Source organism: Paraburkholderia sp. (genome assembly GCF_050742655.1).
In the GTDB taxonomy this organism is placed as follows: Bacteria; Pseudomonadota; Gammaproteobacteria; order Burkholderiales; family Burkholderiaceae; genus Paraburkholderia.
This window is the reverse complement of the sequence record NZ_JBOIGG010000022.1, coordinates 36,696-59,869: the sequence shown is the minus strand read 5'-3', so window position 1 is coordinate 59,869 and position 23,174 is coordinate 36,696. Positions and strand designations below refer to the sequence as shown.

General features: G+C 65.2%; 18 protein-coding genes and 1 tRNA gene. 10 read left to right on the top strand and 9 right to left on the bottom strand.

The window, feature by feature from the left end:
* Positions 1–56: 56 nt before the first annotated feature.
* Complete coding sequence (locus ACREXZ_RS26095; RefSeq protein ID WP_431767020.1) at positions 57–983, bottom strand: LysR substrate-binding domain-containing protein; 927 nt, start codon at positions 981–983, stop codon at positions 57–59.
* A 101-nt stretch (positions 984–1,084) separates the two neighbouring features.
* On the opposite strand from ACREXZ_RS26095, the gene ACREXZ_RS26090 reads away from it, so the two are divergent.
* Together ACREXZ_RS26090 and ACREXZ_RS26085 are read left to right on the top strand one after the other, a co-directional pair.
* Positions 1,085–2,002 (top strand): EamA family transporter, encoded by a 918-nt coding sequence (locus tag ACREXZ_RS26090; RefSeq protein WP_431767019.1) that lies wholly within the window; start codon positions 1,085–1,087, stop codon positions 2,000–2,002.
* Between the two features lie 67 nt (positions 2,003–2,069).
* A complete protein-coding gene (locus ACREXZ_RS26085; RefSeq protein ID WP_431767018.1) occupies positions 2,070–2,456 on the top strand; it encodes an SgcJ/EcaC family oxidoreductase in 387 nt (128 codons plus the stop codon).
* A gap of 10 nt (positions 2,457–2,466) precedes the next feature.
* Here the strand turns inward: ACREXZ_RS26085 and ACREXZ_RS26080 are convergent, their stop codons facing one another.
* Complete coding sequence (locus ACREXZ_RS26080; protein ID WP_431767017.1) at positions 2,467–3,972, bottom strand: MFS transporter; 1,506 nt, start codon at positions 3,970–3,972, stop codon at positions 2,467–2,469.
* Positions 3,973–4,183: 211 nt separating this feature from the next.
* On the opposite strand from ACREXZ_RS26080, the gene ACREXZ_RS26075 reads away from it, so the two are divergent.
* A tRNA-Ser gene (locus tag ACREXZ_RS26075) sits at positions 4,184–4,274 on the top strand.
* 279 nt (positions 4,275–4,553) lie between these two features.
* On the opposite strand, the gene ACREXZ_RS26070 is transcribed toward ACREXZ_RS26075, so the two are convergent.
* The 3 genes from ACREXZ_RS26070 to ACREXZ_RS26060 all read right to left on the bottom strand — a co-directional run bounded on the left by ACREXZ_RS26070 (position 4,554) and on the right by ACREXZ_RS26060 (position 6,228).
* Positions 4,554–4,856: a HigA family addiction module antitoxin gene (locus tag ACREXZ_RS26070; RefSeq protein ID WP_431767016.1), complete on the bottom strand. Its 303-nt coding sequence runs from the start codon at positions 4,854–4,856 to the stop codon at positions 4,554–4,556.
* Between the two features lie 54 nt (positions 4,857–4,910).
* Positions 4,911–5,189, bottom strand: a complete 279-nt coding sequence (locus ACREXZ_RS26065; protein WP_431767015.1) for a type II toxin-antitoxin system RelE/ParE family toxin — start codon at positions 5,187–5,189, stop codon at positions 4,911–4,913.
* A gap of 328 nt (positions 5,190–5,517) precedes the next feature.
* Positions 5,518–6,228 (bottom strand): FkbM family methyltransferase, encoded by a 711-nt coding sequence (locus ACREXZ_RS26060; RefSeq protein WP_431767014.1) that lies wholly within the window; start codon positions 6,226–6,228, stop codon positions 5,518–5,520.
* 366 nt (positions 6,229–6,594) lie between these two features.
* On the opposite strand from ACREXZ_RS26060, the gene ACREXZ_RS26055 reads away from it, so the two are divergent.
* Genes ACREXZ_RS26055 through ACREXZ_RS26045 form a run of 3 tightly spaced genes read left to right on the top strand, consistent with a single transcriptional unit; the run spans position 6,595 to position 7,658 of the window.
* A complete protein-coding gene (locus ACREXZ_RS26055; RefSeq protein WP_431767013.1) occupies positions 6,595–6,813 on the top strand; it encodes a hypothetical protein in 219 nt (72 codons plus the stop codon).
* Positions 6,814–6,831: 18 nt separating this feature from the next.
* Positions 6,832–7,209 carry an HrpB1 family type III secretion system apparatus protein gene (locus ACREXZ_RS26050; RefSeq protein ID WP_431767012.1) on the top strand — a complete coding sequence of 126 codons (378 nt, stop codon included), beginning with the start codon at positions 6,832–6,834 and terminating at the stop codon, positions 7,207–7,209.
* Complete coding sequence (locus ACREXZ_RS26045; RefSeq protein ID WP_431767011.1) at positions 7,209–7,658, top strand: GNAT family N-acetyltransferase; 450 nt, start codon at positions 7,209–7,211, stop codon at positions 7,656–7,658. Before ACREXZ_RS26050 ends, ACREXZ_RS26045 begins: the two co-directional genes overlap by 1 nt.
* Here ACREXZ_RS26045 and ACREXZ_RS26040 read toward each other — a convergent pair.
* From ACREXZ_RS26040 to ACREXZ_RS26025, 4 genes are read right to left on the bottom strand one after another with little or no spacing between them, the layout of a single operon-like run.
* Positions 7,655–9,655 carry a heavy metal translocating P-type ATPase gene (locus tag ACREXZ_RS26040; RefSeq protein WP_431767010.1) on the bottom strand — a complete coding sequence of 667 codons (2,001 nt, stop codon included), beginning with the start codon at positions 9,653–9,655 and terminating at the stop codon, positions 7,655–7,657. The two genes, ACREXZ_RS26045 and ACREXZ_RS26040, sit on opposite strands and share 4 nt — an antisense overlap.
* Positions 9,652–10,719 carry a protease modulator HflK gene (gene hflK / locus ACREXZ_RS26035; protein ID WP_431767009.1) on the bottom strand — a complete coding sequence of 356 codons (1,068 nt, stop codon included), beginning with the start codon at positions 10,717–10,719 and terminating at the stop codon, positions 9,652–9,654. The genes ACREXZ_RS26040 and hflK overlap by 4 nt, the downstream gene beginning before the upstream one ends.
* On the bottom strand, positions 10,716–11,750 hold the full coding sequence (gene hflC, locus ACREXZ_RS26030) for a protease modulator HflC (RefSeq protein ID WP_431767008.1): 1,035 nt from the start codon (positions 11,748–11,750) through the stop codon (positions 10,716–10,718). Before hflC ends, hflK begins: the two co-directional genes overlap by 4 nt.
* Positions 11,751–11,782: 32 nt before the next feature.
* On the bottom strand, positions 11,783–13,687 hold the full coding sequence (locus ACREXZ_RS26025) for an SPFH domain-containing protein (RefSeq protein ID WP_431767007.1): 1,905 nt from the start codon (positions 13,685–13,687) through the stop codon (positions 11,783–11,785).
* A gap of 345 nt (positions 13,688–14,032) precedes the next feature.
* Here ACREXZ_RS26025 and ACREXZ_RS26020 point away from each other — a divergent pair, with 345 nt between their 5' ends.
* The 4 genes from ACREXZ_RS26020 to ACREXZ_RS26005 all read left to right on the top strand — a co-directional run bounded on the left by ACREXZ_RS26020 (position 14,033) and on the right by ACREXZ_RS26005 (position 23,174).
* Entirely contained in the window at positions 14,033–14,887 is an 855-nt protein-coding gene (locus ACREXZ_RS26020) for an oxidoreductase (protein WP_431767006.1), read from the top strand.
* A 536-nt stretch (positions 14,888–15,423) separates the two neighbouring features.
* Positions 15,424–16,716 (top strand): efflux RND transporter periplasmic adaptor subunit, encoded by a 1,293-nt coding sequence (locus tag ACREXZ_RS26015; protein ID WP_431767005.1) that lies wholly within the window; start codon positions 15,424–15,426, stop codon positions 16,714–16,716.
* Between the two features lie 18 nt (positions 16,717–16,734).
* Positions 16,735–19,842, top strand: coding sequence for an efflux RND transporter permease subunit (locus ACREXZ_RS26010; protein WP_431767004.1), 3,108 nt, complete (start codon positions 16,735–16,737; stop codon positions 19,840–19,842).
* On the top strand, positions 19,839–23,174 hold the full coding sequence (locus ACREXZ_RS26005) for an efflux RND transporter permease subunit (protein WP_431767003.1): 3,336 nt from the start codon (positions 19,839–19,841) through the stop codon (positions 23,172–23,174). Before ACREXZ_RS26010 ends, ACREXZ_RS26005 begins: the two co-directional genes overlap by 4 nt.

Genomic DNA, 23,174 nt, shown 5'->3' with positions numbered 1-23,174 from the left:
GTTAGCGATTAATCCATCACGATGATTTTAGCCCGCCGCTCATGCGCCGCCGGTAATCAATGCGCGCCGACATCGCGCGCGGCTTGCGTGGCGGTAAACGCGTCCGCCGGCACATCGACATCGATATTCAATTCTTCGCACAGAAAGTTTTGCAGTGCCTGCACCGCGGCCGCGTGCGCGCCGGGCGCGGGTCGCGTAAACAGCGCGAAGTCGGCGGTGGGTGGTTCGGGCAGACGGTCGTTGCGGCTGAGCACACGCATCGATTCGTGGCGGATGTTGCCGTCGAGCAGCACCGACACGCCGAGCCCGGCTTCGACCGCCGACTGCACCGCCGGCAGGCTCGTGCTGGTACAGACGATCCGCCACGCGATGCCCGCGCGGCGCAACGCCGTCAGCACGCTCTGCTGCCACAGACAGCCGCCGCCGAACGCGACGACCGGCAGCTCGGCTTCGGCCGCGCGATCGAAACCGCGCGCGCCGACCCAGAACAACGGCTGCGTCCAGCTGACGAGCGGCACCGCATCGACGAGCGACGGGTCCGCGACCACCACGTCGAGGCCGCCGTCGGCGAGCTTGCCCGACAGCACCGTGCTCGCGTCGACGACGATCTCGAGCGCGACCTGTGGATAGGCCGCCGAGAAACGCCGCAATGCGCGCGGCAAACGACCCACCGCGATGTCTTCGAGCATGCCGAGACGCACCGTGCCCGACACCTGGCCTGCACTCAACGCACGCCGCGCATCGGCGGCGGCACCGAGAATCGTGTATGCGTAAGGCAGCAGCAGATGACCCGCCTCCGTCAGGCGCACGCCGCGCGGCGAACGGTCGAGCAGCCGTTGCCCGACTTCGTCCTCGAGCCTGCGCACCTGCATGCTGACCGCCGCCTGGGTGCGCGCGAGGCGCACCGCCGCCGCGCTCACCGCGCCCGTCTCCGCCACCGTCACGAACGCGCGCAGCAGCGCGCTGTCGAGATCTCGCATCATCAGCATCCGTGATACGGTCATAAGGAATATCAGCTTATCTTAATCGTCGCGCGGCCGATATGATCGGGGCTTCGCCGTTCAGGGCATTCCGGAATTTCATCATGCGTGAAGACACGCTCTCGTCGACGCTGCCCGCTGCATCGTCGCCACCTACCCAGCGCGAACCGCATCCGCGCCGTGCGGCCGGATTCGCCGCGTTGCTCGCGCTGCTGTCGATGTCGAGCGTGCAATTCGGCGCCGCGCTGTCCGCGCCGACGATGACCGCGTTCGGTTCGCTCAGCACGACGTGGCTGCGCCTCAGCTGGGCCGCCGTGGTCCTCGCGCTGGTCGTGCGGCCGAAGCTGCGCGGCTACGCCGCCGCGCACTGGCTCGCCGCGGGCGTGCTCGGCGTCGCGATGGCCGGCATGACCCTGTGCTTCTTCGCCGCGATCGAGCGCATTCCGTTGGGGCTCGCGGTCGCGATCGACTTCCTCGGTCCGCTGACCGTCGCGACCGTCGGCGTGCGTCGCTGGCGCGCGCTCGTGTGGCCGGCACTGGCGATTGCCGGCGTGGTGCTGCTCGCACGCGATGGGCATGGCTGGATCGGCGGATCGTCCGACGGTGCGATGGGCGTGCTGCTCGCGGGTGGCGCGGCGCTCGGCTGGGGCAGCTACATCGTGCTGATGAAAAAGACCGGCGCCGCGTTCGCGGGCCTCGACGGGCTGTCGATTTCGCTGATCGCGGCCGCGCTCGTCGCGACGCCGTTCGGTTTGATCGACAGCGGCGGACACGTGCCGCTCGCGCAACTCGGCGCGACGGCCGGCCTCGCGCTGCTCGTGCCGCTGCTGCCCTACGCACTCGAGATGATCGCGCTGCGGCAGATTCCCGCCGCCGCGTTCGGCATTTTGATGAGTCTGGAACCGGCGATCGGTGCGCTTGCGGGCTTCGTCGTGCTGCATCAGCCGATGACGGCGCTGCAGATCGCGGGGAGCGCGTTCGTCGTGTGCGCGAGTATCGGGGTGATTGCTGTGGCGCGTTAGCGGTCGCGCCGGAACTGCGCGTTCTGAAGTACGATCGAACGATATCGACAGACAACCGGAGACCGTCATGACCGACGACGAACGCGCGATCCGCGCCGTGGTGGATACATGGATGTCCGCGAGCCAGGCTGGCGACACGGCGACCGTGATGACCCTGATGGCCGACGACGTCGTGTTCATGGTGCCAGGCGCCGAACCGTTCGGCAAGGCGGCGTTCGCTGCGGCGTCCGCGGGACAGCAGCAAGCGCACATCGAAGGACGCAGCGACATCCGCGAACTCCAGGTGCTCGGCGACTGGGCGTTCCTGCGCAATTACCTTGAAGTTTCGATGACGCCCGAAGGCGCGACGCAGCTGGTGCGCCGCGCCGGCTACACGCTGACGATCCTGCGCAAGGAACCCGACGGCCGCTGGCTGCTCGCGCGCGATGCGAATCTGATGAGCGTCATTGAGTGATTCAGTTGGCTCATCGGACCGCCGGTTGCACGGCTTCCTGACCGCCGTGATAGTCCTCACTGTCGACGTCGTAACCAGACGGTTCCCAGCGGATCGCGAGCAATGTCGTCAGCGATACCAACGGCGCGAGCGCGATCACCCAGAACACCTTCGTGCCGAGCGCGGCGGCGAGCACCGGGAACAGGAACAGCGAAATCGTCGACGCGGTGCGCACGAGCGTCTGGTTGAAACCGACGCCGACACCGCGTAACGAAGTCGGATAGCTGAGCGACGCGTAGGTCATCGAGTGCGAACCCGGGCCGAAACCCTGACCGAACAGATACGCGCCGAGCAGCAGAATCGCGAACACGATGAACACCGGCGAGGCCGGCTTGCCGATCGTGGCGAGCCCGATCAGCGCGACGAACTGCAGCGAGACACCGGCCACCGTCATCTTCCACGCGCCGATGCTGTGCGCGGTGCGCACGCCGATCAGACCGCCGACGAATGCGAACAGCAGGTTCAGCGTGAGCGACGCAACGATCGTCGTCAGTGGCCCCTGCTGCAGGAAGCTCGCGATGATCACCGGCAGCCCGAAGATCACCGCGTTATAGCCGAACGACGACGCCGCGCCGATCACGGCCGCGAGGATCGTGCGTCGCCGGTAGGTCGTGTTGAACAGCGCCGCGTAGTTGCGCCAGCTTGCCGTGCGTGGCACATGGATGGACGACGCATCGGTGCGCTGCACGGTCGCATCGATTCCGTACGTGCGCTTCAGGATGCGCGCCGCACCTTCGAGGTCGCCCTGATTCGCGGCCCACACCGGCGATTCGCTGATGTAGCGGCTGCGGACCGCGATGATCACGAGCGCGGGCACCGCGCCGAACGCGAGCGTCAGACGCCACAGCCAGCCCGTGTGCGATTCGGGCAGCACCGCGTACAGACCGAGGATCAGCAAATAACACGTGCTGGTCGCCGCGTACCAGGCGGGGCACCACGCGGCGACCGCGGCCGCCTTGTTGCCCTTGCCCGACACGCGCGAGAACTCCGCGAGGAAGGCCATCGCGACCGGCAGATCGAGCCCGACGCCGAAGCCCATCAGGAAGCGCGCGCCGCCGAGCACCCACGCGTTCGGGGCGAGCCCCGCGGCGATCGCGGCGACGACGAAGAACAGCATGTCGGCCATGAACACGCGATAGCGGCCGATACGATCCGTCAGATAGCCGCCGACGGCCGCGCCGAGAATCGCGCCGAATGTGATCGCCGACGCGACGAAGCCGACCTGCACCGGCGTCAACGCGAACTGCCGCGCGATGTCCTTGATGCCGTACGCGAGCGACGTCAGATCATAGGCATCGAGGAACACACCGCCGAGCGCAATCGCGATCACGATGCGCGCGTGGCTGCCCTCTTTCGCGCCCGCGTTGACGAGGCGCGACACGTCCTGTGCGGAGCGGACGATTGCGGAGGTGGAATCGGATGGGCGATTAAAGTCCGCGACGTCGTCGACGGACGGGGAAAGCGTGACGGTGGACATGATGCGTAGCCGAAGGAGCGTGAAGGGAAAGCACTGCGCTCGATGCTACCGGGCCCATCGTGCCCGCCCAAACGATGAATTCGACTATGCAAATCGCGTATTCGACAGAGCTTGAGGACCCTGCTGCGGGCGAGGTCCGCGCGTCCATCACACGCCGCTCTCCATGCGGCTGGCGCTGCGCCAGGAGTTTGCTATAATGCGCGTCCCCGCCGGAGAGATGGATGAGCGGTTTAAGTCGCACGCCTGGAAAGCGTGTATAGGTTAATAACCTATCCGGGGTTCGAATCCCCGTCTCTCCGCCAGATTCCATTCCTGGCAGTTCCCGAGTCCTCTCGCGAATTCGCTCAGACGGCACATCTCCTACCCACGGTTTGCGGGTGTCGCCGTTCTTGCCTTCTCTCGCTGCTGCCCACACAAGCCAACCATCATTTGTGGGTTGGATTGCAGGTATCGCCCACTCCAGGCAGTTCGAGTTCAACGCGACGATCAGGAACAAAGCCGTCGTCGCAGCGCTGGTGCCAGGCAAGAAGTACTACGTGACATTCACGGAAGCGCCGGACTACGGAATGGCGATCCAGAGATCATGCAGCGACAGCGTGCTGCTTGATCTCAGCGATCTTTTCCTCGCCGATCTTCTCTTTTGCCATTTCCGTGTCGAAGTGCGTTTGCAGATTCATCCAGCTCTGCGGGTCGGTGCCGAAGTAGGCCCCAAGGCGCACAGCCGTGTCTGCAGTGATAGAGCGTTCGCCCTTCACGATTTCGTTGATGCGGCGAGCCGGCACATCGATCGCCTTCGCGAGCGCGTACTGCGTGATGCCCATAGGTTCAAGCCAGTCGAGCGCAAGGATTTCTCCCGGCGTCGCCAGCGGAATTTCGCGTGCCATATTCACTCCTGTCTCTGTGATGCTCACCTGCCTACCTGACTCTGACTACCACCCTCAGTGGTAGTCGACGATCTCGACGCCGCTCGCGTTCCCGGCGTCAAACCGAAAGCAGATGCGCCACTGATCATTGATGCGGATGCTGTACTGGCCAGCCCGATTACCCTTCAGCAACTCCAGCCGGTTCGCCGGCGGCACCCGAAGGAAGTCGAGCGTCGCGGCCGCATGCAGTTGCTGCAGCTTGCGCATCGCCACCTTCTCGATGTTCGCGAACCGTGCGACGCGGGTGCCCTTGAACAGGATCTCGGTGTCGCGGTCGTCGAATGAAGTGATCATGGAATCGATAGTAACGTTGCGCGTTATTAACGTCAAGCGTTATTATCAGAAAATTAGTACGCGGTTCGACTACACGCCCCGCTACTACAACGGGCGACGCACTTCTCAACCTCATCCAAGGGACAGACATCGACAATCAGCACAAGCAGATCACGGGCTACCGCGATCTGTCGCCGCTCAAGATCGACTTGATGAACGACGTCAAGGAGAAGGGCAAGAAACTGCGGGAGGATCCGACGTTGAATAGTCGTGACTAACCTCGGCCGTCGTCAGAAGAATATGCGACTTCACAGCTTCCGGCATATCGCGACGACCGGTGCCGCCAACATCATTTCGCTAACACGGCCACTTGCCGGCGACTGGACCCTAGTCGCCGCACGATGCGGCCCATACCTAGCAGGTATTTTGTCACGTACTTCGTCATCACATACTCGATGTTGCTTACTGGACACCGCTGCCGGTTCACGAACAAATGATCTTCATGCCCGTGCGATTCCTTCGTAAAGTTGATCGAAAAAAATCCTAGCGATTTGATCCGACGCTCGAGTCGCGCTACGTCCTCCTTCTTCACAAGATTGCAGAAATCGTGGAATTCGATTGCAATCTGACCCACGTTGCCTAGAAAAGAATCGGGCAATGAATCAAGGAGCGACACTTCGGCACCTTCAATGTCGATCTTCAGCAGATCGAGCCGACCGATACCCTGCTGTCGCGTGAAGGTGTCAAGCCGCATGGTAGGGACCGAAATTTCCAGATCGCTATCGCTGGTGCGCGCGAAAGACGACGCTTCCGAATTCAGCGCGACGAAAAAATTCATCGTCCCTTCCCGGTCAGCGATTGCAAAGTTAAATGGCTTCACATGAGTAAAACCGACTAGCCGCTTAAAACAGGCGGGATTCGGTTCAACCGCATAGCATATACATCCGTATTTTTCCGACATCGTCCGGGAAAATGCCCCGACGTTCGCACCGAGATCGACTACAACGCTGTCTCGCCGCAAGAAACGTTGAAAAAAAGTGTGCCCGCTGATGCGATCCATTGCGCCCCCCCAAAAATAAGCTAGAGACCGTCAGACCGTAACTGGCGGAAAGCGCCAGGACTGACGTGATGATAAGGCGATTGCGATCAGCACAGGCGCTGATTCAGTTCTGTGCGTAGAGACATTGCCGACCATTGGGAAGTGTTGGCCGAATTACTGGAATGATCGGTGCGGTGGCGAACTTTGGCAAGCACGAGCGTCATCCCGGCACTTTCATCAACCCCGCTTCGTTTCCCGACACCCCGCTTCGCACACCCTCCTCGCTGCCCCTCTCCCGGCCGCTACATTAATCACAGGCACCGTCACGACGGTTTCCCCAGTGTAGTTCCCTACTTCAGCAGCACCCTTTGACCCAGGAGAAAGATCATGGGAGCAGCAGGTAAGTTATTCAGCAGCGTTTCGTCCGTCGCGGAAAAAGCAAGCCCGGTCATCGAAAGCGCCAACGGCGTTAAGGAGCTCTGCAAAAAAGACAGCGGCGAGTCGAACAGCCCGGCACCGGCTGGTTCGCCCCAGGACAATGCGATCCAGCAACTGCTCGAGGGCTTCATGCAGTCGCTGAGCGGTGGATCGGGCTCGCAATCGTAATCGATGCAAGGAACCCCCATGGATCTGCTCCAGACGAATGAGGCCGCCCGGCTGGGGCAGGCCGTGATCGACAGCATCAACGCCGACCGTTTCGACGAGGCCGAGACGCTCCTTCAGCAGTTGCACGAGGTGCATCCCGCCTCGAGAGACATGCTCCTTTTTCCCGTGCTGATGGCCATTCAACGCGGCGACGTACGGGGGGCGTGGCAGATCGTCAACGGCTTGCCCGAAGACGAAAGTCCCGAGTTAAAGGCACTGTGCCTGTATCTTCTGAAAGATCCGTCATGGCACAGCTATGCGACGGCACTTGAAGACAGCAAGGACCCCTACATCCGTAAAGCGATGCTGCGGCTGCTCGAGCGCGAGGAAGAAACGGGCCTTGGCGAGCTGGCGTGATGAAGCGGCTCAGTCTTGCTGCCCATGCAGACCTGGACGTGTACTACGAGGCAGAGATGGCTCGTTACAAAACACTCGGGGAGCATGGGCAATGGATGATGCACACCGTCACCCGGAAACGCTTTATCGATTTCTTCGGGGCATGTCCCTCGATAGGTTTCGAGTACGACGGGAAACCTATTGGGGGCATGATTTTCGACGGCGAAGAAGCGCATGTTGCGGTACTGCCCGAGTATCACGGACGCTGGGCATTGCTGTGGGAATCGGCGCTCGACTGGGTCTTCAGTCTCAAGCAGGAAATCGACGTAAAAGTCGAAGCCTTTAACCCTACGTGTATTGCGTTCATGGAACGCAACGGCTGGCCGGCTATAGACAGGGACGGCGACTTCATCGTTTTTCGCATGACTCCGCGCACGCGTGTCCGCAAAGGCATTGCTCGACCGCTCTAATCGTTCGTGGATCGCCCCCCGCTCTCCTCATCGATCCGCAACAACCTCCCCGCATTCGCGATCACGATAAACGTCCCGACGTTATGCAGGATCGCCACCCACACCGCGCCCAGCACCCCAAGCGCGGCGAGTGCAATCACTTCGACCGTCCACAGCAAACCGATCGCCGCATTGATCGTCGCGGTACGGCGGCAGCGCCGCCCGAGGCGAATGCACGTCGCGATCCGCCGTAGATCGTCGCCGAGCAGCACGATGTCCGCGGAAGCGACTGCGATGTCGATGCCCCGTTCGCCCATCGCGATGCTCGTCGCGCCCGCCTTGATCGCGAGCACGTCGTTCAGACCGTCGCCGACGACGAGCGGATGATGTCCCGCGTCGAGTTCATGCATCACGTAGTCGAGCTTGTCGTGCGGCAGCGCCTGCGACACGACCGTGTCGATGCCGACTTCGGCCGCGACCTTGCGCGCCACGGTGTCGCGATCGCCGGTCAGCAAGGTCTGCCGAGCGAGTCCCAGGTCGCGCAGGCTCGCGAGCGCATCCGCGGCTTCCGCACGCAGCGTGTCCGCGAAACCGAACCACGCGAGCAACCGGCCGTTCAATGCAAGACCGACGCACGGGCCGTCGATTTCGTCCGGCGGCGGCTGCAGTTCCGCGACGTGCGCAACGAGTAGTTCGGCGCGTCCGAGCACAGCCTCCCCATCGGGCGTCTCGGCAAGCACACCGAGGCCGCGCATCTCGCGCGTTCGCTCGTAAGGCACGGGTTCATGGCTGGCGCCGGCCGCATGACGCGCTAGCGCGCGACTCACCGGATGCGCACTGCCCGCCCCGAGTCGCGCAGCCAGCGCGATCGCCTGCGCCGCATCGACGCCGGGCTGCACCGCGACCGTCGACACATCCAGTTCGCCGCGCGTCAGCGTGCCAGTCTTGTCGATCACCAGCGAATCGATCTCCGTGATCCGGTCGAGAAACGCGGCGTTCCGGAACAGCACGCCATGCCGGGCACCGACCGCGATCCCCGCAATCGCGGTGGACGGCGCAGCCAGCACGAGTGCGCACGGACACGCGGCGACGATCACGGCCAGCATCGCCGATGCATTCGCCGACGTGAACCAGACGATCGCCGCGATCAGCAGCACGAGCGCGAGATAGCCGCCCATATAGCGTTCGAGCACCTGCGTGATCGGCGGCTTGACCTGCTCCGCGCGCTGCAGCAGTTCGATGATCTTGCCGAGCGTCGACTGCGCGCCCGCATGCGTGACCTCGACGCGCAGCGGGCCATCGAGATTCATCGCACCGCCGAATACCGTCGCGCCTTCGTCGACGTCGACCGGCACCGATTCGCCGTTGATCGGCCCGTTGTCGACGCTCGAACGGCCTCGCCGCACGATGCCGTCGGCGGGAATGCGCGCGCCGGCTGCCACCTCGACCAGATCACCCGCACGCACCGCTTCGTAGGCGATCTCTTCGATCGATCCGTCGGTCTTCACACGCCGCACGTTGCCGGACGTGAGGCGTCCGAGCGCGCGGATTGCTTCCTGCGAGCCGAGCACGCTGCGTTCTTCCAGCGCATGGCCGAAGGTCATCACGATCGGCAACAACGCGGCCGTCGTCATGTCGCCGATGGCCCACGCGGCGAGCATCGCGAGCGCGATCAGCCGGTCGGTGACGCCGTGCAGGCTCGGTGACTTCAGGCTGTGCCACGCGCCCGCGAACACCGGCCCGGCGACCAGCAGCGACGCGAGCCCTGCCAGCACCTCGGCCACCTGCGAGCCGCCTGCCGTCCCACTGTCGGGTCCGAAATAACGCCACCCCAGCGACAGCACGAGCAGGCCGCCCGCGAGCAGCGCGAGCGCAATCTGCCGCGTCACCGTGCGGCGCTCGGTGGCCGACAGTGCGATCGTCGGGCCGTGTTCGTCATGGCCGTCTGCGGCTTCCTCATCGTGCACCGGCGCGTGTGCGTGCGCTCCGCCGACAAGCGACTCCGTATCGACGCTCATTGGTTTCTCCCCGGCAGCACGAGGTTCGATGCATCGTGCGGATCGATCGTGGTCACGTGTCCCGCCTTCGACAGGATCTGCTGGATGCGATCACGGTAAGTTCGCGCGAGCAGACCCGGATCGCGGTCCGCATCGAGCGGCGCTTCGAGCTGCAGGATCGTCGTGGTCTCGGCCTGCGCGGTCGCAACGCGTTCGGTCGCGCTCGCCTGTGCGCTCTGCAGGACCTGATCGGCGTCCTGCTGCGCGCGCTGGCGGATCGTTTCCGCCGCCGTGCGTGCTTCCGCGATGTTGCGGTCGGCGGTTTGCAGCGAGGTCAGCACGGCGTTGAACGCGTCGACGGCCGCGGCGGGAAACGATGCCTGCACGTCCATCCGCGCAACGTCGATGCCGAGCCCCGCATGAGTCGCCGCGAGCGCATCGAGATGACGCTGCACCGCCTGCGCGATATCGCCGCGCAGTTGTTCGCGCTGCGCGGCCATCCTCGGGTCAGCCGACAATCGCTCGGGACGCGCGACGAGGATCGCATCGAGATCGCGCGCGGCCGTCACTTCCACCGCGGCCGCGGCGACGATCCGGTCGAGCGCGGCATCGAGATGCTCACGCTGCAGCACATACGCATACGGATCGACGACGCGGTAGTACAGCGTGGCGCTCAGCTGGACGAGACCGCTGTCGCCCGTCAGCTGATAGCCGGAACCGGCGAGCGCGTCGGACAGCAACGTCGGCATGTCCGCATTCGCACCGTTGGCCGGCGGATCGGTAGCAAGCGCGGCCGGATCGCGATCGAGTGTCGCGACGCGATGTTCGAGCACGCGTGCGCTGCCTGGCACGAGCAGTACGTTTTCGAACGGCCGCGGCCACGCGATCAGCAAGCCCGCGTCCTGCGTGCGCACGAACGCGCCGAAACGCATGACGACCGCGCGGCTGTCGGCCGGAATACGCTGGACGTTCGACACGGCCCACGCACACGCGGTCAGTACCGTGATCGCGGCGACGAACCAGAACGCCACGCGAACGGCCTGCGCGCCGGGTCCGAGCGACGGCGTATCGGGAACGGCATTCATCGTGTGCGCCTGACGTTCTTCGGTGCCGACGCAGTGGATGTGTCCAGCGCGCCCGGCCCCTGCACCAGCACGTTGAACGGCGCGGCATCGGTGCGCAGGATCAGGTTCGTGTTCACGTTGACCACCGAGTTCAGCGTATCGAGCGAGCGCAGCATCGTGTACAGATGTGGGTCACCGGCGTAGCTCTTGCCGTAGATCGCGGCCGCGTCCTTGCGCGACGACGCCTCGATTTCCGCGGCCTTCACGTTCGCGTCCGCGAAGGCGATGCGTGCATCGCGGTCCGCATCGGAACGGATCTGCGCCGCTTCGCGCCGGCCCTCCGCCGTGCGTTGCGCCGCGACGGTTTCGCGCTCGGCGCGCATGCGCTCGACGGTCGCCGACAGCGTCACGGCCGGCAACGTCAACCGTTCGAGCCCGACCTGTTCGACGTGCACGCCATACGCGGCATACACCTGCGCATCGACCTGGCGACGCAGTTCGTCCTCGAACGCGGCAATGCGAACCTGGCTCGCATCCGTGTTCACAAGCGATGTCAGGTCGAAATCGGCGGACGTGGTCTGCAACGCCGAGCCGAGCAGCGAGCGAATCTGGCGGGCCGCTTCATCGGGCTCGTTACGCACCGCGCGCACGAAGCGCCCGACGTCGTTCGCGTTGGCCGGCACGCGCCACGCGACGTACGCCTGCACGATGATGCGCAGCCCGTCGCGCGTGCCGACGTCCTGCATGCCGCTCGATGTCGTATGCAGGCGCAGGTCGACCGGCGTCGCCGCCTCGATCGGCGCGGGCAAGCGCCACGCGAGTCCCGGTTCCAGCAATACGCGCACCGGCTCGCCGAAGCGCGTGACGACCGTCGCCTCGCCGGCCCGCACCTGGATGAAGCTCGCGACCGCGAACGCCGCCGCGATGCATAGCACGCACAGCGCGAAGCGCCAGTAGAGTCCGCTGCCGCCTGGACCACCGGCCGCGTCCGCATCGCCGTGATCGTGGTGATGGTGCCCATGCCCGTGCGCATGCGAATGGTTGAAACTCACGATATCTCCCGATCCAGTCGTTCAGTCATGCATCAATCGACGTGGCGCGCACCGACAGCGCCGTACGCACCATACGGCCGCAGATCGACGGTCGCGCGATTGCCGTCCACCAGCCGGTCGTCGATGATGGTGAGGTGCGCGTTCTGCAAGCCTTTCTGCAAGTTGTGCAAGTAGTACTCGAGCGAGAAGGCCGGCCCGCCCGCCTGCGCGGCGGCGACGTCGGCGCTGAAACTGGTTTGCTGTGCGCGCGCCGCCGACGTGATGTCGGCAGCCTCCGCGTTCGCCTGCGCAATCGCCGCATAGGCGTCCTGCTGCGCGTGACCGAGCAGGCCGGCGGCCTGCCCGCTCGCGCTGGCGACGCTTGCCTGGGCGAGAATCTGCGCGGCCTGCACGCTGTGATACGCGGCCGATGCTCCCGCCGGCGGATGCACGCTCTCGATGATCACCGCGACCACATCGATGCCGCTGCCCGCGCGATCGAGCTGCGCCTGGATCGCGCGCTTCACGTCGTCGGCCATCGCCGTCTGACGCGTTTCGAGCAGCGATTCGAGCGTATGCGACGCGAGGTAGCGCACCACTTCGCGATTCGCCACCGAGCGGATCGTCCCCGGCACGTCGGCGAGCCGGTACAGCGCGGCGCGCGCGGCCGCATCGGAAAGACCGATCCGGTAGTCGAGCCGCACGTCAGCACTGACGGTCTGGAAGTTCTGCCGGTCGCCGCTCGCGCCCGCGATCACCTGGCTCGTCTCGCCGCGATGCGCGACGTCCCACAGGCGGTTGAACACGTCGGGCGTCCGCGCGTCGGCAGGCACGAGCGGAGCGGCCACACTGCTGTCCTCGGGCGAACCGGACACGACCACCTGATGCACCGCGCCGTTATCGATCACGCGTGTCTTGCCGAACGGCCAGGGCATCGCGACATGCAAACCGGGTTGCCACACCGCGACCGGTGCACCGAAGCGCTCGTACACCGCGCGCTGATCCGGGCCGAGGATCGCGATGCCGGTGAGGAGCCACGCGCACACGCCGATCGCGACGACGACCGCGGGCAGCAGCCGCACAATATTCAGCAGCACCCAGTTCTGCCGCAGATCGATACCGTAGCGCTTGCGCAGTTCGATGCTGAAACGCGCGAATGGAGAAGGACGCCAGCGCAGCAGGCCGGCGATCAGGCTGTCGGGCACAGCCGCGTCGCCGTGGCGTGCATGCGGCGGCGCGAACCAGGACAGCAAGGCGCGCAGCGCGAGTTCCATTGCGATCGCCGCGCAGAAACACGCGGCAATACGCACTGGCCATCGCGACGACACCTGCGTATGGACCTGCCACGCAAACGATGCAGCCGCGACGAGCGCCATCGCGAGCGCAACGCGCAGCACATTCGCAAGCGACGCCCACGTGCGCCCGCGGTCGGCCTGCAGCGCGCACGACAATTCGCCGAACAGCGTGCCGAACGCGAGCATCAGCGCAGCCGCCGCCGCGACGATCGCGGCGACCGGGGGCTGCAACGCGAGCGCCAGCACGAACTGCACGGGCGGGTCCCAGGCGATCGACGCCGCATAAATGGACAGCGCCGCGCACGCGAGCACGATCCACGGCTGCCAGCGAATCGTGCGGCTGGCTGCCAGCACGGCATGGCCTAACGCCTGTCGACCGTCGCGGCGCCACGGACGGAGTGCGCGCGACAGTAAAGCCGCATCGATGCGTGTAACGGAGGAAGGAGGAATAAATGCAAGACGCGCGCCGAGCGCGACCGTCAACACATCGAGCCATGCGCACGACAGCGCGGCACACCAGCGTACGTCGAACCAGCCGCCTCTCACGAACGGCAGACTGCCCAGCAAGACCACCAGCACGAGGCTTAGCCACGCGAAACGCGCGGCCGTGGCACAAGCGTTGCTGGCGTGTCTGTCGTTGTCGGCTTGAAGCGGAGGCGGCATGGGCATCCCGATGAGCTTCGCCTGACGCCCGCAGTCCGTATGGATTTTGTCAGGATGTGTTTGATATGACCTTTGCAGGCGAGCCGAATTTAGCGTGCCGTGATATGAAACTCAAGCAGATCGTGATGGGGGCAGCGCCCGAGTAAGGCGCTCTGCGTGGGACAGCAGTAAGTGCTTTGCATGGGACCAGAGTAACGCGCTGAAGCGCTAACCGCCGCCGAAAGAGAATCCGGCAAACCTTCAAGACATTCAGGTATTCCCCGCACTGGCGCAGGCGCCTACGATGGGGCCTCGACTGCCCGCCCATATACATCCACGCGGCCGTCCACGCACAGGAGTCTTTCCATGATGAATCGCAACAACCCCGTCTGGCTGATCACCGGCTGCTCGACCGGCTTCGGCCGCGAACTCGCGAAACTCGTGCTCGCACGCGGCTGGCGTGCCGTCGTCACGGCGCGCGATGTGTCGAAGGTCGAGGACATCGTCAAGGGTCACGAAGACCAGGCGCTCGCGCTACCGCTCGACGTGACGAACCGCGACCAGATCGCGCAGGTCGTCGCGCAGACCACCGCGCGCTTCGGCCGCATCGACGCGCTCGTCAACAATGCCGGCTACGGCTATCTCGCAGCCATCGAGGAAGGCGAGGACGATGCGGTCCGCGATATGTTCGAAACCAATGTGTTCGGTCTCGTCGACATGACGAAGGCCGTGCTGCCGACGATGCGCGCGCAGAAAGGCGGCTTCATCGTCAACCTGTCGTCGATCGGCGGCATCACGAGTTTCGCGGCGACCGGCTATTACCACGGCACCAAGTACGCTCTGGAAGGCATCTCCGAATCGCTCGCGCTCGAAGTGAAGCCGCTCGGTATCGACGTGCTGATCGTCGAGCCAGGTCCGTTCCGCACGAACTTTGCGGGGTCGTCGATCAAGCAGTCGGCGGTGCGCATCGCCGATTACGACGCGACCGCCGGCGAGCGCCGCAAGCAGACTGAAGCGCGTAGCGGCAACCAGGCAGGCGATCCGGTGCGCGCCGCGCAGGCGATCATCGATGCGTCGCTGTCCGATACGCCGCCGCTGCGTCTGCTGCTCGGCAAGATGGCGCTCGAAGTCGCGCGCAAGAAGCTCGATCTGCTGCGTCACGACTTCGATACGCAGGAAGCGACGACGATCGGTGCCGATTACCCGCAAGGTCAAAGCTGAACGCCGGATTCAACCCGCCATCGAAAGCATTTTGAAAACAATGCGCCGCGCCACGCGGCGCATTCTCTGAAATATCCCCATACAGATTGGCCGCGACGGTCTCTCCCGCGAGCCGCCGGCCGTTCCCTGTCCCCCGCCCTGTCGCGCGCTCCGGCCGTCTTGCCAATTCTCGCGGTCCCCGCGCCTCTTTACCGGCCGTTACACGCCGCTTGTCTCGTAATTTCGCGCAACCTCTTTAACGAATGCGTCAACAGAAACGCAAGGTGCGCACGTTACACTGCCGCGCATGGCTAACCGACTCCTGTTGTCCACTTCGACACCGACCCGCGCATCGTCCGCGCGTCGACACACCGGCGACGCAGCCGCATCGCGCACCGCCCGATTTCCGTCCGTCGCGAGATAGAGATGAACGGTCCCGCACGACAAACCGCAACCCACGCGGCATCGTTCCGCCGTCGCAATCAAACGGCATGCCGGATCCGGCAGCATGCCCGCCCTGTTCGTGAGGGGCAGCCCATGTCTTTGGAGGTAGTGCTATGAGCGAAGCTATGCCCGCGCAGCCGAAGCGCTCCCGACGCAACCTCGTCGTGCTCGTGATCGTCGTGCTCGTGCTGGTCGCGCTCGTCGTGCTGCACGTGCTGCATCGGCAGCAACCTGCACGCGCTACGCCGCCGCAGGTCGTGACCGTCGCGACCGCGTCGACCGGCACGATGCCGGAAGTGCTGAGCGAACTCGGCACCGTGACGCCCACCGCGACCGTGACCGTGCTGCCGCAACTGAGCGGCTATCTGACCGCGGTCGGTTATCACGAAGGCCAGGACATCCAGAAAGGCCAGTTCCTCGCGCAGATCGACCAGCGTCAATACGAAATCTCGAAGCAGCAGGCGCAGGCACAACTCGCGAAAGACAGGGCCGCGCTCGCGCAGGCCCGCTCGGACCTCGCCCGCTTCACCGAGCTGAACCAGCGCAAGTCGATCGCCGAGCAGACCTACACGGACCAGGTGTTCCTCGTGCAGCAGGACGAGGCCGCCGTGAAGTCCGATCTCGCGACGATCGCGCAGGACGATCTCGACCTCGCCTATTGCCACATCACCGCGCCGGTGGCCGGACGCGTCGGCCTCAGGCTCGTCGATCCGGGCAACTACGTGACGGCATCGTCGTCGCCGGGCATCGTCGTGATCACGACGATCAAGCCGACTACCGTCGAATTCACCGTGCCGCAGGATTCGCTCGCCCGTGTGATGGACCGGCTCAACAGCGGTGCAAGTCTGCCGGTCACCGCGTACAGCAGCGACAACTCGCGGCAGATCGCCACCGGCAATCTGTACGCGGCCAGCAACCAGATGGCGACGGCGACCGGCACCGTGACACTGCGCGCGACGTTCGCGAACGACGACGAAGCGCTGTTCCCGAACGAGTTCGTCAACGTGAAGCTGCTCGTCGATACGTTGCAGAACGCGGTGCTCGTGCCGACCGCCGCCGTGCAGACCGGCGCGCCCGGCGACTACGTGTATCTCGTCAATGGGGCGAACCAGACGGTGTCCGTGCATAAGGTCGCGCTGGGTCCAAGCGACGGCAAGAACACCGTGATCACCTCCGGCCTCGCGGCCACCGACACGGTCGTCACCGACGGCATGGACCGTCTGAGCGACGGCGCGAAAATCCGCGCGTCGACGGCACGGGCGGGCGCCGCCGCGAGCGGTGCCGGTGCCGGTGCCGCTGGATCAAGCGGTGCTGCCGCCGCGAGCGGCGCGCATCCTCACAGACGTCCGCCTGGCGCAGCGTCGGGGGCCTCTTCGGCATCGGCAACGCCTGCCGCAGCCTCGTAGCCCCACCCCGATGCGCCGATGAATATCTCCCGTCTGTTCATTCTCCGCCCGGTGGCGACGCTGCTGCTGATGATCGCGCTCGTGCTGGTCGGTCTCGTCGCGGTGCGCGTGCTGCCGGTCTCTTCACTGCCGAACGTCGACTATCCGACGATCCAGGTGCAGACCTTCTATCCGGGTGCGAGCCCGGACGTGATGGCGACCACGGTCACCGCGCCGCTCGAAGTGCAGCTCGGCGAAATCCCCGGCCTGCAGCAGATGACGTCGTACAGCTCGGACGGCGCGTCGGTGATCACGCTGCAGTTCGACCTGTCGCTGAACCTCGACGTCGCCGAGCAGAACGTCCAGCAGGCGATCAACGCCTCCAACAGCTTCCTGCCGAGCGGGCTGCCCGCGCCGCCGACCTACGCGAAGGTCAATCCCGCCGACCAGCCGATCCTGACGCTCGCGGTGACGTCGAAGTCGATGTCGCTGACGCAGCTCGAGGACACCGCGAACAACCGGCTCGGCACCAAGATCTCCGAAGTGCCCGGCGTCGGTCTCGTCACGACGGCGGGCGGCAACGTGCTGGCGATCCGCGTCGAGGCGGACCCGCAGAAGCTCGCCGCGTACGGACTGAACATCGACGATCTGCGCACGCTGCTCTCCTACGTCAACGTGAGCCAGCCGAAGGGCAATTTCGACGGCCCGGATCTCGACTACACGATCAACGGCAACGACCAGATTTCCGATCCGAAGGACTATCTGAACACCGTCATCGCGTATCAGAACGGCGCGCCCGTCTATATGCGCGACGTCGCCCGCGTCACGTCGGCCGCGCAGGACGTCGAGCGCGGCGCGTGGTACAACGGCACGCCCGCGATCGTGCTGAACGTGCAGCGCCAGCCGGGTGCGAACGTGATCGCGACGGTCGACCAGATCAAGAAGGAACTGCCGCAGCTCGAATCGACGCTGCCGGCCGGCATGAAGGTCACCATCGTGTCGGACAGCACTGGCGTGATCCGCTCGTCGGTGTCCGACGCCGCGTTCGAACTCGTCCTCGCGGTCATCCTCGTCGTGCTGGTGATCTTCGTGTTCCTGCGCAACGTGCCGGCCACGATCATTCCGAGCGTGTCGGTGCCCGTCTCGCTGATCGGCACGCTGGCGGTGATGTACCAGCTGAACTACTCGATCGACAACCTCTCGCTGATGGCGCTGATCATCGCGACCGGCTTCGTCGTCGACGATTCGATCGTGATGATCGAGAACATCGTCCGCTATCTGGAGGAAGGCAAGACACCGCTCGAGGCCGCGATCGAAGGCGCCGGACAGATCGGCTTCACGATCCTCTCGCTGACGATCTCGCTGATCGCGGTACTGATTCCGCTGCTGTTCATGGGCGGCGTGATCGGCCGGCTGTTCAGCGAATTCGCGGTGACGCTGGCGGTCACGATCGTAATCTCGGCGGTCGTGTCGCTGACCGTCGTGCCAATGCTGTGCGCGCGAATGCTGCGCGCGGAATCGGACCGGCATCCGAGCCGCTTCGAGCGCATCAGCGAGCGGCTGTTCGACAAGACGCTCGCCGGCTACGAGCGCGGGCTGCGCTGGGTGCTGGACCATCAGTTGCTGACGCTGTTCGTCGCGGTCGGCACGGTCGCGCTGACGCTCGTGCTGTACATCGTGATTCCGAAAGGGCTGTTCCCGGTGCAGGACGTCGGCGTGATCGAGGGCATCAGCGTCGCCGACAACTCGGTCTCGTACAAGACGATGGTCACACGCCAGGCCGCGCTCGCCGATGCGATCCTGAAAGACCCCGACGTCACGTCGCTGACCTCCTACGTCGGCATCGACGGGATCAACACGACGCTGAACAACGGCCGCTTCCTGATCAATCTGCGCGACCGCGACAAGCGTTCGCTCTCCGCGCAGGAAATCGCGCGGCGGCTGCAGGATGAAGTCGCCGACGTGCCGGGCATCAAGCTGTACATGCAGCCCGAACAGGATCTGACGCTCGACACCACAGTGTCGCCGAACCAGTACAAGTTCGTGCTGCGCGGGCCGAACCAGCAGGCGTTCAACCAGTACGTGCCAGCGCTGATCGACAGGATGAAGCAGATTCCGTCGATCACCGACGTGACGAGCGACCTGAACACCGACGGCCTGAGCGTGTACGTCGACGTGAACCGGCCACTCGCGGCGCGCTACGGGATCACGTCGGCGACCATCGACAACGCGCTCTACGACGCGCTCGGCCAGCGCATCGTGTCGACCATCTTCCAGCAGTCCGACCAGTACCGCGTGATCCTCGTCGCGAAGCCGGAGTCGATCCCCACCGTGCAGTCGCTCGGCAACCTGTATCTGCCGAGCCAGACGAGCAGCAGCGGTCAGGTGCCGCTCGCCGGCATCGCGAAGATCAAGATCCAGAAGTCGCCGCTCGTGATCAGTCACCTCGCGCAGTTCCCGGCCGTGACGATCTCGTTCAACCTCGCGAAGGACGCGTCGCTGAGCACCGCGGTGGACCGCATCCGCTCGGCCGAACAGGCGGTGAACCTGCCGCCGTCGATCACGTCGTCGTTCCAGGGGGCCGCACAGGCGTTCGAGGATTCGCTGTCGAGCGAGGTCTATCTGCTGGTAGCGGCGCTGGTCGCCGTGTACATCGTGCTCGGCGTGCTGTACGAAAGCTTCATCCATCCGGTGACGATTCTCTCCACCCTGCCCTCGGCGGGCATCGGCGCGCTGCTCGCGCTGATGATCGCCGGCAGCGATCTCGACGTAATCGGCATCATCGGTATCGTGCTGCTGATCGGTATCGTGAAGAAGAACGCGATCATGATGGTGGACTTCGCGCTCGAGGCCGAACGCGGCCACGGCAAGTCGCCGCGCGACGCGATTTTCGAGGCGTCGCTGCTGCGTTTCCGGCCGATCCTGATGACGACGCTCGCGGCAATGCTCGGCGCACTGCCGATGCTGCTCGGCACCGGCACGGGCTCGGAGCTGCGCCGTCCGCTCGGCCTCGCGATCATCGGCGGGCTGATGCTGAGCCAGGTGCTGACGCTGTTCACGACGCCGGTCATCTATCTGTTCTTCGACCGGCTCGCGCAACGCGTGAACAATAGGCGGCGCGCGCGCCGCGGCGAGCAGGCATCGTGAACATCTCGGCGCTCTTCATCCGGCGCCCGGTCGCGACGACGCTGCTGGCGATCGCGATCCTGATCTCCGGTGCGCTCGCGTACTTCCGGCTGCCGGTCGCGCCGCTGCCGAACGTCGCGTTTCCGGTGATCGTCGTGCAGGCGAGCATGGCGGGCGCGAGTCCGAACATCATGGCGTCGACGGTCGCGGAACCGCTCGAACGCCGGCTCGCCACGATCGCCGACGTCAGCGAACTGACGTCGATCAGCTATGTGGGCTCGTCGCTGGTCGTCGTGGTGTTCGGGCTGAACCGCGACATCAACGGCGCCGCGCGCGACGTCGAGGCCGCACTGCAGGCCGCGCGCGCAGACCTGCCGACCACGCTGCGCGCCAATCCGACCTACCGGCAGTACAACCCCGCCGACGCGCCGATCATGGTGCTCGCGCTCACGTCGGACACGCTGACGAAGGCGCAGCTGTACGACTCCGCCGATTCCGTGATCCAGCAGCAGCTGTCGCAGGTGAAGGGCGTCGGTCAGATCACGCTCGGCGGCGGCGCGCTGCCGTCGGTGCGCGTCGAGCTGCAGCCGGGCAAGCTGAACAGCTACGGCATCGGTCTCGAAGATGTGCGTGCGGCGATCAGCGCGGCCAACGCCGACAGTGCGAAAGGCCATCTCGACGAGGGCGGCCAGCGCTACATCGTGCGCTCCAACGACCAGATCACGAAGGCGGCGCCGTACCGCGACGTCGTGATTGCCTATCGCAACGGCGCGCCGGTGAAGCTCGCCGACGTCGCCGACGTCGAGGACTCGAACGAGAACATCCGCAACGCGGGGCTCTTCAACGGCAAGTCGGCGGTGCTCGTGATCGTCTACCCGATGCCGGGCAGCAATGTCGTCAGCACGGTCGCGCAGATTCGCAAGGTTCTGCCGACCATCGAGGCGACGCTGCCGAGCAGCGTGCACGTCAACGTCGCGATCGATCGCTCCGAATCGGTCCGCGCGTCGGTGGGCGACACGGAGCGCACGCTGTTCATCGCGGTGCTGCTGGTGGTCGGCGTCGTGTTCATTTTCCTGCAGTCGCCGCGCGCGACGCTGATCCCGGCCGTCGCGCTGCCGCTGTCGATCGTCGGTACGTTCGGGCCGATGTACCTGCTCGGCTACAGCATCGACAACCTGTCGCTGATGGCGCTCACGATCGGCACCGGCTTCGTCGTCGACGATGCCGTCGTGGTGCTGGAAAACATCACGCGCCATCTCGAAGCCGGGCTGAGTCCGCGCGAAGCGGCCCTGAAAGGCAGTTCCGAGGTCGGCTTCACGGTGATCTCGATGAGCCTGTCGCTGATCGCGGTGTTCCTGCCGATCCTGCTGATGCCCGGCATCGTTGGCCTGCTGTTCCACGAGTTCGCGGTCACGCTGTCGATTGCGATCCTGATCTCGCTCGTGATCTCGCTCACCGTCACGCCCGCGATGTGCGCGTACGTGCTGAGCCGCGAGCGCGCGGGCCACTCCGGTGCGCGCTGGGCGACGTGGGTCGATGCGCAGTTCGAGCGCTTCAAGCAGGCCTACTCGCGCTCGCTGACCGCCGTGCTCGACCATGCGCTGCTGGTGATCCTGACGCTGATCGGCCTGCTCGTCGCCAACGTGTTCCTGTTCAAGCTCGTGCCCGCGACGTTCTTTCCGGAGCAGGACACCGGCATCCTGATCGGCCAGATCATCGCGGACCAGAGCATCTCGTTCCCCGCGATGAAGAAGAAACTCGCGCAGTTGCAGGAGATCGTGCAGAAGGATCCGGCGGTCGCATCGGTCGCGGGCTTCACCGGCGGTCGCGCGCTCAACACCGCGAACGTGTTCATCGAGCTGAAGCCGCTCGCGCAGCGGCACGCGACCGCGACCGACGTCGTGAACCGGCTGCGTCCGAAGCTCAACCAGGTGTCCGGCGCGCGGCTGTTCATTCAGGCGCAACAGGATCTGCGGATCGGCGGCAGACAGTCCGCTGCTGAATACCAGTACACGCTGACGAGCGACGACTCCGCCGCGCTGTTCGCGTGGACGCCGAAGCTCGTCGACGCGCTCAACAAGCAGCACGGCCAGTTGCTCGACGTGAACTCGGACCTGCAGCAGAACGGCCTGCAGACATACGTGAACATCAACCGCAGCACCGCCGCGCGCTACAGCTTCGCACCGAACCAGGTCGACAACGTGCTGTACGACGCGTTCGGCCAGCGCACCGTGTCGACCATCTACAACCCGCTGAACCAGTATTTCGTCGTGATGGAAGTGGCGCCGCAGTACTGGCAGTACCCGCAGACGCTCGACAACATCTTCCTCAGCACCGCGGCGGGTAATGCGGCCGGCACTGCGCAGACGCAGATGCCCGGCGGCACGGTCAAAGGCGTGACGGCAGCGAGCGCGATCAGCACGACGTCGAGCGCGTCGTCGAACACCAGTTCGCTGAATTCCAATGCGCAGGCCAACCAGACCACCAACAGCATCTCGAACAGCAAGGGCGGCAGTTCGAGCGGCAGCGCGGACAGCACGGCAGCCGAAACGATGGTGCCGCTACCCGCGTTCGCGCGCTACGCCAACAACCATACGGCGACCCAGGTCAACCACCAGAGCGGGCTCGTCGCCGCGACGATCTCGTTCAACCTGCCGCCCGGCGGTTCGCTCAGCAACGCGGCAGTGGTGATCAACCAGGCGATGCGCGACATCGGCATGCCCGCGACGATCCACGGTGCATTCGCGGGCGCGGCCCAGGCCTACGCGCAGTCGATGGGCACGATCCCGCTGCTGATTCTCGCCGCGCTGGGCATCGTCTATATCGTGCTCGGCGTGCTGTACGAAAGCTCGATCCACCCGCTGACGATCCTGTCGACGCTGCCGTCGGCGGGCATCGGCGCAACACTCGCGCTGCTCGTGTTCGGCATACCGTTCTCGGTGATCGCGCTGATCGGCATCATCCTGCTGATCGGTATCGTCAAGAAGAACGGCATCATGATGGTCGACGTCGCGATCCACCTGCAACGCACCGAAGGCAAGAGCGCGCGCGATGCGATCCACGACGCCGCCGTCGTGCGGCTGCGGCCGATCATGATGACCACCGCGGCCGCAGTGCTCGGTGCGGTGCCGCTCGCGATCGGCATCGGTCAGGGCGCGTCGCTGCGCCAGCCGCTCGGCATTACCGTGATGGGCGGTCTGATCGTGAGCCAGCTGTTCACGCTGTACACGACGCCGGTAATCTACCTGTATCTCGACCGCCTGCGTTCGCGGCTCGTCAGGTCGTCGGCGAGACTGCCGTGGGTACGGGGATCATCCGGCGAACCGCGCGGACCACAGGATACGAAGGCATGA